Below are 14,125 nucleotides of genomic sequence, written 5' to 3'. Positions count from 1 at the left end.
CTTCATCATAAGAAGTATCCTCCCAACTCAACACGTAAATACCATGTCATTAATAATAACATACCAACAATCATGGCGAACGCATAGTGATAGACATATCCCGTTTGCAATCGGCTGGTCAATCGAGCAACCATTAAGGATAAGTTAGAAATCCCATCCGGGCCAAAGCGGTCGATAATATTTTTATCCCCTACATTCCAAAATATCCCCCCAACAGCAAGAGCTTTGCGAACAAGGAGAAAATTATATAGTTCATCAAAATACCACTTGTTCTTAAGAAAAATATAAAATGGCTTAAAGAGTGTTGCCATAACGTCAGCTACTCCCCGCTTCCCGCCATAAATAAGGTAAGCCAGAATGATGCCTGACACAGCGCAAATTAATGGCGCCAACATAATTGTCAAAGGGATCTCAGAATGATGACCGGCAATAGCAATGGAATCGCCCCAGAAAGTAGAGGCTAATGACCCAACAAACCAATCATGGGCCACATAGCCACTAAAAATTGCCCCAAGTGATAAAATCCCAAGCGGCAATAACATCGTCCGTGGTGATTCGTGAATATGGGCCATCACTTTATCATTCGCATGGGGCTTGCCGTGAAAAGTCAATAACAGTAAACGCCACGAATAAAATGCCGTCAGGAAAGCAACCAACAACCCCAACACAAAGGCAAAATGAGAAATACTTGTGCCGGATAAGAAAGCAGTTTCTAAAATAGCATCTTTAGAATAATAACCAGCAAAGTAAGGAATCCCTGCCAATGCCAAACTTCCAATCCACATAACAGCATACGTTTTTGGGATCATTTTATAGATGCCTCCCATATGGGTCATATCTTGTTCATCTGACATGGCGTGAATCACTGAACCCGCCCCTAAAAATAAAAGCGCTTTAAAGAATGCATGTGTTACAAGGTGGAGCATTGCGGCACCATAACCGGAACACCCCGCAGCAAAAAACATATATCCTAGCTGACTGCAAGTTGAATAAGCAATCACTCGCTTAATATCAGTTTGAGTCATTGCAACAGTTGCAGCAAAGAAGGCCGTCACAGCCCCAACAAAGATGATAAGATCCCGCGCAATTGGTGCCATTTCATAGAGAAATGAAAGTCGCGCCATCAAAAAAACCCCAGCTGTTACCATGGTTGCCGCATGAATCAACGCTGAAACGGGTGTCGGACCTTCCATAGCATCAGGGAGCCAAGTATGCAAGCCAAGCTGCGCTGATTTACCCATAGCGCCAATAAAAAGAAGGATCCCAATTAACGTTAAAAGGTCAAGTTGATATCCCCAGAATTCGAATGAAGGGCGAGCATTAACTTCATCAATCAGCTTAATCGCCTGCAAAAATTGATCAATATCAACGGTATTAAATACGGCAAAAATTGTGGCAATTCCAAGAGCAAGACCAACGTCCCCCACACGGTTGACGATAAATGCCTTCATCGCAGCAGCACCTGCACTTGATCGTTCATACCAAAAACCAATCAAAAGGTATGAGGCAAGTCCTACCCCTTCCCAACCAAAGAAAAGCTGGACAAAATTTGGTGCGGTGACCAACATTAACATGGCAAAAGTAAAGAGACTGAGATAGGCCATAAACCGCGGAATTGACTTATCGTGACTCATATAGCCAATTGAATATAGGTGAACCAGGAATGAAACAAGCGTCACCACAACAATCATTGTGGCGCTGAGAGTATCAATTTTTAACCCCCAATTGACCTGAAAATCACCAATGTAGATCCAAGGTAGAATGTTAAAGACACCCGTTTGATGCAAAAAGGCGACTTTATGAAAGAGATATCCTCCTGCCATTACTGAGGCAAACATCAACAAGCAAGTAATCCACTGGGCACCGCGATCGCCTATGTATTTCAATCCCAAACCTGTTACAAGAAACCCTAGCAACGGCAGAAAAACTGCCATTTGACTCAATGTGCTAATCGTCATCCCAAACCTTTTTCACCACTAACATTAACCAAACTTTAGCATGTATCAGCTTCCACGCCAATGGGGATTAAGCAATTTATCAAGAATTTTAACAGAAAAAGGCTTTCTTCTAAATATTTTCAGGTATTTGTGGTATCACTTATGTTTTTTCATAAAAGGGCTGGAATTTTTTAGAAAAACCACTTATTAATAACATAAGGTTAATTTACGCTTTGGATTTTTGTTTATGAACGTTCTCCTTTTTATCCATGTTATCATCACTCTCGCCTTGATTGGTGTGATTTTGATTCAACGCAGCGAAGGTGGTGGTTTGGGCCTTGGCAGCGGCGGTAGCTCTTCTAATAATATGTTTAGCGCCCGCGGTACGGCCAACTTACTCACACGAGTAACAGGCGTTTTAGCGACTTTGTTCTTTCTTAACTGTTTACTCATGGGAGCAGTTGCGAAACGACAAATTAATCAAACTTCATCAATCTTAAGCACGTCGGGGGACATGGCACCACCTTCCCTTCCAGAGACTCCAAAGAACTAAATAAAAAAATAATATGAAGGGTGGCTTGTCCCCCTATATCCAAAACGCCTGAAAAAACCGGGATTATGGCAAGCAGATTTGAGGCAACTTATATGGTGGCGTGATGAGAATAGTTGGCTCTCTGTATGGAACGCCACGATAAAAGTGAACCCAAAGATGCGAATCCAGAAACTGGCTTTTTCAAGTGTTTTGGGGTATGAACTGTTTAAAGGCCCTGAAAAATGTCTAAGTTTATCTTTATTACCGGCGGTGTTGTTTCTTCCCTTGGCAAAGGTTTAGGAGCTGCTGCCCTTGCTGCTATTCTCCAATCACGCGGCTACACCATCAGATTACGCAAACTCGATCCTTATCTCAACATTGATCCAGGCACCATGAGCCCTTTTCAACATGGCGAGGTGTACGTCACGGATGATGGCACTGAAACTGACCTTGACCTGGGTCATTATGAACGCTTTACTGGCGTTGCTTCAAGACGTACCGACAACATCACCACAGGTAAAATTTATTCTTCCGTCTTAAGCAAAGAACGTCAAGGTGACTATCTTGGGGCCACAGTTCAAGTTATCCCTCACATTATCGATGAAATTAAGGCCTTCATTGTTTCTGACACAGACGATGCCGATTTTGTTATTTGTGAAATTGGCGGCACCGTTGGAGACATTGAAAGCTTGCCATTCCTTGAAGCTATCCGCCAGTTACGCAATGATTTGGGGCACGAAAATACCCTCTTTATGCACGTAACACTTCTCCCCTATATTGCTGCCGCTGGGGAAATCAAAACAAAACCGACCCAACACTCAGTGAAAGAGTTACTCAGCGTGGGGATCCAGCCTGATATTTTATTATGTCGATCTGAGCGTCCAATCCCAGAGGATGCTCGTTATAAACTTGGCCTCTTCTGCAATGTAAAACCGACGAGGGTGATCGAAGCAAACGACCTTTCTACGGTCTATGAAGCGCCAATTGTTTATCATCAAAATGGCTTAGATAAGGCTGTTTGTGATTATTTTAAATTGGAAGCAAAGGCTCCTGATCTCTCTGCCTGGCAACACATTCTTGATCGCATTCATAATCCTGAGGGAGAGGTCACAATTGCTATTGTTGGCAAATACGTTCAACTGCTTGATGCTTATAAGTCATTGCGTGAATCCCTTGTTCATGCAGGGATTGCCAATAAAGTCAAAGTCACTCTGAATTGGGTCGATTCAGAAAATCTGGATCTTTTGGAAAGATCTTTAACTGGCGTCCATGGTATTCTCGTCCCTGGTGGCTTTGGAGAACGCGGCGCGGAAGGTAAAATCCAGGCGATTCGCTTCGCACGGGAAGAAAATATTCCTTATTTTGGGATCTGTTTTGGGATGCAGCTGGCAGTGATTGAGGCTTGTCGCAGTCTTTTAGGTATTAAAGATGCCTCAACCACCGAATTTGGCAAGCCATGCACTCCTGTAGTTGGTTTGATTACCGAATGGCTTGACGCTGATAATTTAAGCAAGCGCCAAGCAAGTCAAAATCTAGGCGGCACAATGCGTCTTGGCAGCTACAGCTGTCTTTTGGCAGAAAACTCAAAAGCCAAAAGTATTTATCAATCGGCAACGATTCAAGAACGCCACCGCCATCGCTATGAAGTCAATATGACTTACGCCAAAGCATTGGAAGGAGCTGGTCTTTACATGGTTGGTGTTTCACCTGATAACGCGCTTCCTGAGGTGGTTGAACGTCGTGATCATCCTTGGTTTGTAGCAGTACAGTTCCACCCTGAGCTTAAATCAAAACCATTTGATCCTCACCCTCTTTTTGTTTCATTTATTAAAGCAGCCATCATACAGGAGCGTCTTATCTAATGTCTCAACCACTTCATATTAAAGTTAACGATGAAATCATTTTTGGAAATGACCTTCCTTTTGTATTGATCGCTGGGCCTTGCGTTTTGGAAAGTCGCCAACATGCATTGGAAATGTCGACTTCTATTGCGAAAATTGCCCAAAAACTTGACATTCCCTTTATTTATAAAAGCTCTTTCGATAAAGCGAATCGGACGAGTGCAACTGGTGAACGGGGGCTGGGCCTTGAAGCAAGCCTTGAAATTTTTGCTGAGATCAAAGAAAAAGTTGGCTGTCCGATCATTACAGATGTTCACTCTGCTGAGCACTGTGAAATTATGGCTGAAGTCGTTGATGTTTTGCAGATCCCAGCATTCTTATGCCGCCAGACTGACTTACTCAAAGCAGCTGCGGCAACTGGTAAGATTATTAACATCAAAAAAGGCCAATTCCTTGCCCCATGGGATATGACAAATGTGGCAAAAAAAATGGAAACATTTGGCAATACGAACGTTTTGTTATGTGAACGTGGTGCCTCATTTGGATACAATACCCTTGTTTCGGACATGCGATCTTTGCCCATCATGGCAAAAACAGGTTACCCTGTTGTTTTCGATGCGACCCACTCAGTCCAACAACCAGGTGGTGCAGGGACGGCTTCCAGTGGGGAGCGTCATTTCGTCCCTGTGTTGGCGAGAGCGGCCATTGCAGTCGGTGTCGCCTCAGTTTTCATGGAAGTTCACCAAGATCCAGACAACGCTCCCAGCGATGGACCCAACATGCTGAAATTGCAAGATTTAGAAATACTTCTTACCTCACTTAAAAAGTATGATGCGATCACAAAGGCGGCATAGCAATCTTATTTCTTGTATCCTGTCCGCCCCATGATGTCGTCAGCTTATTGAGAGCGAGCTCACTTCATCTTGGCTGACAAGATAAATTAAAAAGCCCCCTCTTCTTTATTTCTCTATAGAAGCGCTATCACTTTTTATAGAAAAAGCGAGCGAATAGGAAGGAAGGACAAGCGTCTCCTTTTTATCTGTTTATTATCTCCCACTCACGTTATATTGAAAACCAAATTACCTTCTCGGAGTTATAAGTATGACAGAAATTTTAAATATCGTGGCACGTGAAATTCTTGATTCTCGTGGCAACCCTACTATTGAAGTTGATGTGCTTTTAAGCGACGGTGGCTTTGGGAGAGCGGCTGTGCCATCGGGCGCCTCAACCGGGTCACTTGAAGCTATTGAGCTACGCGATCAAGACAACGGCCGCTACCTTGGTAAAGGTGTCAAGACAGCTGTGATTAATGTTGAACATGTGATTTTCCCCGCACTTCAGGGGATGGATGCCTACGAGCAGCGTCTGATTGATAAAACCTTAACCGACCTTGATGGCACACCGAATAAGTCAAAGCTTGGCGCCAATGCTATTTTGGGTGTGAGTCTTGCTGTTGCAAAAGCTGCTGCTGATTCGCATAACATGCCCCTTTATCGCTATCTTGGTGGCGTCGAGGCACATGTGCTACCCGTGCCGATGATGAACATCATTAACGGTGGCGCGCATGCAGATAATCCCGTCGATATCCAAGAGTTTATGATTGTACCTGTGGGTGCCTCTTCCCTTGCAGAAGCGGTTCGTATGGGAACAGAAGTTTTCCACAACTTAAAATCACTTTTGAAGAAGCAAGGCCACAACACAAACGTGGGTGATGAAGGTGGCTTAGCCCCCGCCCTGCAAAGCAGCGTTGAAGCCTTGGACTATATCATGCAGTCGATTGAGGCTGCAGGCTATAGATCTGGCACGGATATCGCCATTGCTTTGGACGTTGCTGCCAGCGAATTCTATAAAGATGGTAAGTATACTCTTCAAGGGGAGAATAGAGTTTTGGATGCTGCTGGCATGGTTGACTACTATGCTGATCTCGTTAAGAAATACCCGATTATTTCCATTGAAGATGGTTTGGCTGAAGATGATTGGGCTGGCTGGAAACTCTTGACAGAAAAACTAGGTCATGAAATTCAGCTGGTTGGCGACGATTTATTTGTCACTAATCCGGCGATTTTAGCCAAAGGGATTGAGTCAAAAGTAGCAAACTCCCTGTTGGTGAAAGTCAACCAAATCGGGACACTTTCAGAAACCTTGGATGCGATTCGCCTAGCTCGCATCGCTGGGTATACTTATGTGATTTCACACCGTTCCGGTGAAACGGAAGACACCACAATCGCCGATCTGGCTGTGGCTACCAATAGCGGCCAAATCAAGACAGGCTCCCTCTCCCGCACGGATCGTATTGCTAAATACAATCAATTGATCCGTATCGAAGAAGAATTAGGAGACCAAGCTGTTTATGCAGGCAAATCTGCCTTTAGGAAGCTTTAATTTCTCGCTTTGATGATATCCTCTCAGACTTGCTCTGAGGGGGATATTTTTAAATAATATCAAGGTGATGAAAAAATAGGCAAACCATGCAGTTTCCTTACTCTCGAGTGTCCCTAAAAATTGAAGAACAAAGCGCACAGAGCCCTCGTCTATTGACTTTAAAATTTTTCCTCTTGACAGGCACATTTACACTCCTTATCTTTGTCGTACTATGACTAAAAGTTTATATTCATTAAATCCCTGTTTTCTCTACAAACTACCTCACACCTTCTTAAATAACTTATTTTAGTTGCGGCTTACCACCCAGCTTTTTTGCTCCATTTATAAGTTTTGCGCTTAAACTCTCTCTCTATTTTAGAGGAGTGTACGCTAAGTCTATTAGAGGTTTATTATGAGTATGTTATTTTCTTTCAGGCCTTATTTAATTTGTCTATGTGCGGCCCTCTTTTACATTTACCAATTTGTGCTACGTGTCTCACCAAGTGTGATGGTTGATGATATTATGCTGTCTTTCCATTTGGACGCGGCAAGCTTTGCCTTTTTAACTGCCTCAGCCATGTACGCCTATAGTTTGATGCAAATTCCAGCTGGCATTTTTGCTGATAAATACGGCGCCAGAGTATGTATTTTGGCCTCTATTTTTTCTGCTCGCTTGGCGCGTTGGGCTTTAGCTTTATGGAAAATTATTGGCTTGCCTTACTGAGCCGCATTTTGATGGGCGCTGGTTCAGCCTGCGCTTTCTTATGCCTGACAAAAGTTGCCCTGAGTTGGTTTGGCGTTAAGTGGCAAGCGCGCATTTTTGGCTTCACCATGACAGCTGGCACCATTGGTGCCCTCAATGGTGGTGCCCCTATTGCTTATCTCCTTGAACTTACCTCGTGGAAAGGTGTTTTTGTATTTTTAAGTATGCTTGGCCTTTTCATTTGGACAATAAACTATTTCTTCCTGAGTGAAAAAACTGCTGACATCAATACTGATAGTATCTCCACCAGGGGGATGACTGACATCATTCGCACCATTTTTAAAAAGCGTAACTGCTGGATTAACGCCTTTGTTGCCCTGGGTATTTACGCGTGCGTTTCTGTGATTGCGGATCTGTGGGGGGTTGCTTTTTGCATGCAGGCATTTAAACTCAGCCGTCCAGAAGCTGCCCAACTCACGTCTCTCATTTACGTCGGGTTATGTGTCGGCAGTATCTTAATTCCTTTCCTAAGTGATTCATTGTTAGAAAGAAAGAAATTCATCCTACTCGGCCTTAGTGTGATCACTATTAGCCTAACTTTATTTATCTATGGCAGTCAAGGCTCTTCCCTTTGGATAGTCTCTGCCCTTCTATTTCTCACTGGTTTTTTTGCTGGCACTGAGATGCTTTGCTTTACCAATGCATGCGAGTCTGTCTCTCCAACTATCGCAGGAACAGTGACGGGATTTGTGAATTGTATTGTGATGTTGGGTGGTTCTATTCTTCAGAATATTGTCGGACTCGTCATGGATTATAGTTGGCAAGGTCACTTAAATGAGCAAGGCGAAAGACTCTATGGCCAATATGAATATCAAAGTGGTTTTGCAGTGCTGATTGCCTGTGTCTTAGGGTGCTTAGTCATCGCGACACTCATTCCTATTCGAAAAACTAAAGTACTTAATGTATAAGTCTACACGAAATCCCTCTTATAAGGTATGGGTGGATTTTGGGGCTGAGATTGGTGAAAAACAAACATCTGCTCAAATTACTCAACATTATACGCTCCAACAGCTTGTGGGTAAAAAAGTAATTGGTTGTCTGAATTTGCAGATCCTCTCACTCCGAATGGGAAAAAACTTCATTAATCACGGATTGTGAAGAAGCGAGTTTGTTAAAACTTTTATTTAAAAACTTAACTTATTTGGCATATGTCCAGCCAAAAATTTTAATAAAAACAATAGGTTAAAAAAATTATGAATGAGCACTTGTGTTTTGAGTAAAATCAGGTTAATTAGTGTTCGAGAGAAATTTAAAATAAAACTTTAACTGAGGTTATTATGAGCAATATTAATGAACGCGTTAAACAGATCATTGTTGAGCATCTTGGTGTAGATGAAGCAAAAGTTGCTGAAAATGCAAGCTTTGTTGATGACTTGGGCGCCGACAGCCTTGATACAGTTGAACTCGTTATGAAGTTTGAAGAGGAATTCGGCATTGAAATCCCAGAAACCGCAGCAGAAAAGCTCGCTACAGTTAAAGATGCTATTGCATATATTGAAGCAAACGCTCAATAATATTGCTGTTAATTATAAGCCTTATCCAGTAATCTGATCCACGGTGAGTCATGGTCTTAGTTTATAGGATTTGGCTTTTTCCACTTTACGAACTTAAAATTATTGAGAGATTTTTATGCGTCGAGTTGTTGTCACAGGAATTGGAATGGTTTCCCCCCTTGCAGATGGTGTCATTCCGACTTGGGAAAAGCTGATTGCCGGCAAATCAGGCATTAGGCCAATCACCGAGTTTGACGTGTCGGATATTCCAGCTAAAATTGCTGGGATGGTGCCACGCGGGCAAACTGAGGCACGCGGTCAAGGGCTCTTCAATGCAGACCTTTATATGGAGCCTAAAGAACAACGTAAAGTTGATGATTTCATCCTTTATGCCGTTGCGGCGGCTGATCAAGCGATTGCTGATTCTGGCTGGGCACCACAAACTGATGATGACCGCGAAATGACCGGTGTTATGATCGGCGCAGGTATTGGTGGGTTACCTGAAATTGACAGAGTTTCCATGACGCTTAATGCATCAGGTCCACGCCGTGTTACTCCTTTTTTTATTCCAGCTTCTTTAATCAACTTGGCCTCAGGTCATGTCTCCATTAAACATAAGTTTATGGGCCCAAACCACGCCGTTGTCACTGCTTGTGCTACTGGCGCTCATGCCATTGGGGATGCTGCACGTTTAATTATGTTCGGTGATGCCAATGTGATGGTTGCTGGTGGGACTGAAGCTGCCGTCTGTCGCCTCGGAATGGCCGGATTTTGTGCAGCTCGCGCTCTGTCAACCAGCTATAATGATACACCTGAAACAGCTTCTCGCCCATGGGATCAAGGTCGTGATGGCTTTGTTATGGGAGAAGGTTCAGGGATAGTTGTTCTTGAAGAATACGAACACGCTAAAAAGCGCGGCGCTAAAATTTATGCTGAAGTCATCGGCTACGGCCTCTCGGGCGATGCACATCATATTACTTCCCCCGCTGAAGATGGCGGTGGAGCTTACCGCGCGATGAAAGCAGCTTTACGAAATGCAAAAATTAATCCTGAAGAAGTGGATTACATTAACGCGCACGGCACCTCGACTCCTGTTGGTGATGCGATCGAAGTGAAAGCTGTTAAGCGGGCTTTTGGTGATCATGCTTACAAACTCTCGATGTCCTCAACAAAATCAGCTATTGGTCACTTACTGGGTGCTGCCGGCAGTATTGAGGCCATTTTCAGCATTTTAGCAATCCGTGATCAAGTTGCTCCGCCAACACTTAACCTGAGCAATCCATCTGAAGGATGTGATCTTGACTTTGTTCCTAATCAAGCAAAAGAACGCAAGATTAAAACAATTGTTTCTAACTCATTTGGTTTTGGAGGCACAAACGCCTCTCTTATTCTAAGAGCGATCTAACTATTAAAGCAAAATTTAAGGAATTATCATGACAGTCGAACAAACACTTTCTATTATTAAACCTGATGCAACACGTCGTAATCTTACCGGCAAAATTAATGCCAAGATCGAAGACGCAGGCTTGAAAATCATCGCGCAAAAGCGTCTACAATTGACAAAGCAACAAGCTGAAGCATTTTACGCTGTGCACAAAGAACGCGCTTTCTTTGGTGAATTGGTTGATTTCATGATTTCTGGCCCCGTTGTGGTTCAGGCTTTAGAAGGTGAAAATGCAGTCGCACGCTACCGCGAGGTAATGGGCGCAACAAACCCAGCAAACGCTGATGAAGGAACGATTCGTCGTGAATTTGCGGAATCCATTGAAGCAAACTCTGTTCATGGATCAGATTCTCTTGACAATGCCGCTATCGAAATTGCTTTCTTCTTCAGCAAAATCGAAATTGCTGCTTAAGCTCTCAAGTTTTGTGGGCATCTTGCTCACAAAACTCTCTCCCTTCTTTCTTTCAAAAAATTCTATGTTTCCCATTTTAGACTCTGCCTGCCCTAATCTTCACAACACTGAAGCAAAAAACATACTTCCTGGGCTATCCTTTTTAAGCAATTCTACAGAGATTCATCCTGGTGAATAGGGGGAAAAGTAAGACTAATCTTTGGCATTTTAGGAATAACGAGAAAAACTTTTCCTTTAGTTTTCTTATCAAAAAAAGGTAAAGTAAACTCAATACTTGTCGCTATTGGCCACTCCATTGTGATTGCGTGGAATAAAGCAGCGTGGTAATCTCCTTGAGAATAGAGCAAGAAGATTGCCATACCTTCTATGGAAGGCTCGCAGTGACAAAAATGAGATCAGGTGTTTGAGTAGCGAGTAATAAACTTGACCTTTTAGAAAATTGAAAAAGAATAAATGTCCTATATACCTGAAAATCCAGCACCCTGCAAAAAAACAGGGATTTATCGGCATCTACCTAATCTCATAACACTGTTGCGTCTATTTGCGACACCGCTGACCTATGTCTTAATTATGAAGGGTTTTTTCGGCTCTGCGTTTTTATGTTTTGTCTTTGCCGGGATTTCTGATGGGATAGACGGTTACCTCGCGAGACGGTGGCATGTATCAAGTAAATTTGGGCGGATTTTTGACCCTATTGCCGATAAAGCGTTGATGTTTATTGCATACTTCACGCTCGGTCTTGCGGCAAAACTTCCCCTATGGCTTGTTATTTTAGTGATTAGTCGTGATGGACTCATTTTATTATGTAGTTTTTTCACCGTTTTATTTAGATCACCGATTCGCTTGACTCCAGTATGGAGTAGCAAGGTTAATACCTGCGTACAAATCGTCCTCGTAGGCGCGGTTCTGGTTGCCCAAACAGATTATTACGGTCTGTTGATTCCAAAATTTGCCCAAACTGGCCTTATTGCTCTCTTAATTTACGCAGCTGCTCTAACCACTATTTGGTCTGGATGCGAATATGGATTATACTTTATTAAGCAGCTATATCACCTCTATGGACGAGGATCCAATGTCCCAAAATAAAACTTTTTGGCTAGGGTTAATAGTAACCGCCGTCGCCTTTTACATTTTAAACTCTTTAAGTGCGATTTTGTTTCCCTTTTTTATGGGACTCATCGGTGCCTATGCCTTTAACCATTTGGTGATTGGTTTAGAAAAATATCATATTTCCCGAGGCTTGGGCAGCGCGATAGTTATTCTCGGAGTTTTGATTAGCTTCGCCCTACTCGTCATCGTCTTTTTGCCTCTCCTCCAGCGTGAGCTTTTTATTCTCGCTAGAAGTATGCCGGCGGTTGTCGAAAATTGGGCTTCCGTGATGAAACCATTCCTAGAAAAAAGCGCTGCAGAATTAGGAACTCCTTCAGCAGCGGAGGTCAAAGCCCAAGTCACCAGCCATATGGGCGACATTATTAATTGGTCAATCAAAATTATAACGAACATTTTAACGAACGGATTGGCTTTAGCTAACATTCTGTCGCTGGTCATCCTTACGCCCATTATTATGTTTTATTTGTTAAAAGATTGGCCCAAGTTAGTAGATCACCTTGATCAATGCATTCCTTTAAAGCAGCGGGCCACCGTCCGCTTTTACGCCAGGAGAATTGATACGACGCTCTCCGCCTTTGCCAAAGGACAAGGATTGGTCTGCCTTATTTTGATGGTGATGTATTCAATTTCGCTTTGGGCGATTGGGGTCCCCCATGGGTTCTTTTTAGGAATAATGACAGGCCTTATGTCCTTTATTCCTTATGTGGGGATGTTTACCGGCCTCACAGCAACCCTCGCGATCAGTCTTGCTAACTTTGAAAGCTGGCACCAGATTCTTCTTGTTATTGTAACCTTTGTTGCAATTGGAGCTATTGAAGGGAATGTTATCTCTCCCCGTTTGATTGGCGATAAAGTCGGCTTACACCCTGTATGGATTATCTTTGCTTTGCTTGCCTCAGCCACTTGGTTTGGTTTTTTGGGGGTTATAGTTGCCCTTCCTGTGGCGGCCGTTTTGGGTGTGATTGTACGTATTCTTTTGCAATGGTATAAAACATCAAGGTTTTACAGTGGGGGCGGGAGCATTGGTCAATGACGTTTCAACAGCTCATCCTGCCCCTTCCGCTTCCCCCCAAAGAACCGATGGATAATTTTGTTGTGGGAGACAGCAATTGGGAAGCCGCCACGTGGATCAAGCGTTGGCCGGAATGGCCGGTGAAACATGTCACAATTCATGGTGAATCCGCCAGTGGCAAGACGCATTTGGCGCGATGGTTTCAGGCAAAAAGCAATGCTTATTTTATTTCAGAGGCTGACTTACAACAGAATCCAGACTTATCAATCCAAAAAGGATCAACCTTTATTGTCGATAATTATGATGAAATTCGGGACGAAAACTGGCTATTTCACTTTTATAATCTGACGAAAGAACATGAGGCCGATGTTCTTTTCTGCGGTCAACATTCACCTGGTCAATTCTTGTTTACCTTACCCGACTTGCGATCACGCATGCGATCAATTTTATCAATTACGATTGGTCAACCTGAGGAAGTACTCTTAAAAAAGATTTTTCGCCAACGCCTGGAGAATTTAGGCATCTTCTTGCCTGATGATTTTGAGGATATATCTCACTATGTCTTAAATCGGATTGAGAGATCCTATGCTGCCCTTGATTCACTTATTTTAAAAGTAAACGATGTATTGCTCCGTCAGCAACGCACCTTTTCCCTCCCCCTCGTGCGGGATGTTTTAACTCAAAGTTAGGTCTATATCTGCTCGCCTTTCGGACTCATCATGGCGAACCAAAGAGAGCGAGTGTGGCAACCTCCCCCTTTTGAGGGTTTCTTTAAATCTCTCACTTCTCAATGAGAGATAAGAGAATTACTTTCACCTGGCAAACACCGCTGAATACCTATGACATATTTGTTAATTAGGCGAAAAGCATTGTAGCCAAGATACATTAATAGCTGGGGCAAAAACAAACCAACGCTTATTACTTAAAACGTTCTTTTCGGAAGCCCACAAAAAGGTGAATCGTTGCCACTCAAAGATTCTATACACGAAGAAGCAAAGTTTTTTTGTCCATGAAGCAAGCCATTGTTTTCCCCAATTTGTGACACATGGATAAGCAGTTTGGTTAACACAGCCTGCGTTCGACATAATAAATTGATTCCCTGTACCTAATCGCCACAGATGATTTTGAGACGTTTTTAGCTTATGATGAGGCTAATAATTGAGGGAATAGTCTAATTCTTTCAAGAAATTTGCAGAGCAACCATGATAAGGGAGAATAAG

14 protein-coding genes are annotated in these 14,125 nt (G+C 43.0%); 13 read left to right on the top strand and 1 reads right to left on the bottom strand.

Going from position 1 to position 14,125, the window contains the following annotated elements; genetic code table 11:
* Nucleotides 1–5 precede the first annotated feature (5 nt).
* Nucleotides 6–1,958, bottom strand: a complete 1,953-nt coding sequence (gene nuoL, locus IG80_RS0100485) for an NADH-quinone oxidoreductase subunit L (RefSeq protein WP_084755990.1) — start codon at nt 1,956–1,958, stop codon at nt 6–8.
* Between the two features lie 226 nt (nt 1,959–2,184).
* On the opposite strand from nuoL, the gene secG reads away from it, so the two are divergent.
* The 13 genes from secG (at nt 2,185) to IG80_RS0100415 (ending at nt 13,594) form a co-directional block, all read left to right on the top strand.
* Complete coding sequence (gene secG, locus IG80_RS0100480) at nt 2,185–2,490, top strand: preprotein translocase subunit SecG (RefSeq protein WP_032112144.1); 306 nt, start codon at nt 2,185–2,187, stop codon at nt 2,488–2,490.
* 221 nt (nt 2,491–2,711) lie between these two features.
* Entirely contained in the window at nt 2,712–4,331 is a 1,620-nt protein-coding gene (locus tag IG80_RS0100475; protein WP_032112143.1) for a CTP synthase, read from the top strand.
* Nucleotides 4,331–5,164 (top strand): 3-deoxy-8-phosphooctulonate synthase, encoded by an 834-nt coding sequence (kdsA, locus tag IG80_RS0100470; protein WP_032112142.1) that lies wholly within the window; start codon nt 4,331–4,333, stop codon nt 5,162–5,164. The genes IG80_RS0100475 and kdsA overlap by 1 nt, the downstream gene beginning before the upstream one ends.
* Before the next feature lie 247 nt (nt 5,165–5,411).
* Nucleotides 5,412–6,692 carry a phosphopyruvate hydratase gene (gene eno / locus IG80_RS0100465; protein ID WP_032112141.1) on the top strand — a complete coding sequence of 427 codons (1,281 nt, stop codon included), beginning with the start codon at nt 5,412–5,414 and terminating at the stop codon, nt 6,690–6,692.
* 391 nt (nt 6,693–7,083) lie between these two features.
* Nucleotides 7,084–7,395: an MFS transporter gene (locus IG80_RS15460; RefSeq protein WP_032112140.1), complete on the top strand. Its 312-nt coding sequence runs from the start codon at nt 7,084–7,086 to the stop codon at nt 7,393–7,395.
* A complete protein-coding gene (locus IG80_RS0100455; RefSeq protein ID WP_075553128.1) occupies nt 7,314–8,342 on the top strand; it encodes an MFS transporter in 1,029 nt (342 codons plus the stop codon). The genes IG80_RS15460 and IG80_RS0100455 overlap by 82 nt, the downstream gene beginning before the upstream one ends.
* Nucleotides 8,335–8,532: a hypothetical protein gene (locus IG80_RS0100450; RefSeq protein ID WP_198027052.1), complete on the top strand. Its 198-nt coding sequence runs from the start codon at nt 8,335–8,337 to the stop codon at nt 8,530–8,532. Before IG80_RS0100455 ends, IG80_RS0100450 begins: the two co-directional genes overlap by 8 nt.
* A 179-nt stretch (nt 8,533–8,711) precedes the next feature.
* A complete protein-coding gene (locus tag IG80_RS0100445) occupies nt 8,712–8,948 on the top strand; it encodes an acyl carrier protein (RefSeq protein WP_032112138.1) in 237 nt (78 codons plus the stop codon).
* Between the two features lie 115 nt (nt 8,949–9,063).
* Nucleotides 9,064–10,332, top strand: a complete 1,269-nt coding sequence (fabF, locus tag IG80_RS0100440) for a beta-ketoacyl-ACP synthase II (RefSeq protein WP_032112137.1) — start codon at nt 9,064–9,066, stop codon at nt 10,330–10,332.
* Between the two features lie 28 nt (nt 10,333–10,360).
* Entirely contained in the window at nt 10,361–10,783 is a 423-nt protein-coding gene (gene ndk, locus IG80_RS0100435; protein WP_032112136.1) for a nucleoside-diphosphate kinase, read from the top strand.
* A 453-nt stretch (nt 10,784–11,236) separates the two neighbouring features.
* Nucleotides 11,237–11,869 carry a CDP-alcohol phosphatidyltransferase family protein gene (locus tag IG80_RS0100425; RefSeq protein WP_052045802.1) on the top strand — a complete coding sequence of 211 codons (633 nt, stop codon included), beginning with the start codon at nt 11,237–11,239 and terminating at the stop codon, nt 11,867–11,869.
* Nucleotides 11,805–12,926, top strand: coding sequence for an AI-2E family transporter (locus tag IG80_RS0100420; protein WP_084755988.1), 1,122 nt, complete (start codon nt 11,805–11,807; stop codon nt 12,924–12,926). Before IG80_RS0100425 ends, IG80_RS0100420 begins: the two co-directional genes overlap by 65 nt.
* Nucleotides 12,923–13,594, top strand: coding sequence for a P-loop NTPase family protein (locus IG80_RS0100415; RefSeq protein WP_032112133.1), 672 nt, complete (start codon nt 12,923–12,925; stop codon nt 13,592–13,594). Before IG80_RS0100420 ends, IG80_RS0100415 begins: the two co-directional genes overlap by 4 nt.
* The last annotated feature ends 531 nt before the right edge of the window (nt 13,595–14,125 follow it).

Source organism: Candidatus Paracaedibacter symbiosus, from assembly GCF_000757605.1.
Classification (GTDB): Bacteria; Pseudomonadota; Alphaproteobacteria; order Paracaedibacterales; family Paracaedibacteraceae; genus Paracaedibacter_A; species Paracaedibacter_A symbiosus.
Note: the sequence above shows the minus strand (reverse complement) of the source record. Positions and strands in the feature narration are given on the sequence as shown.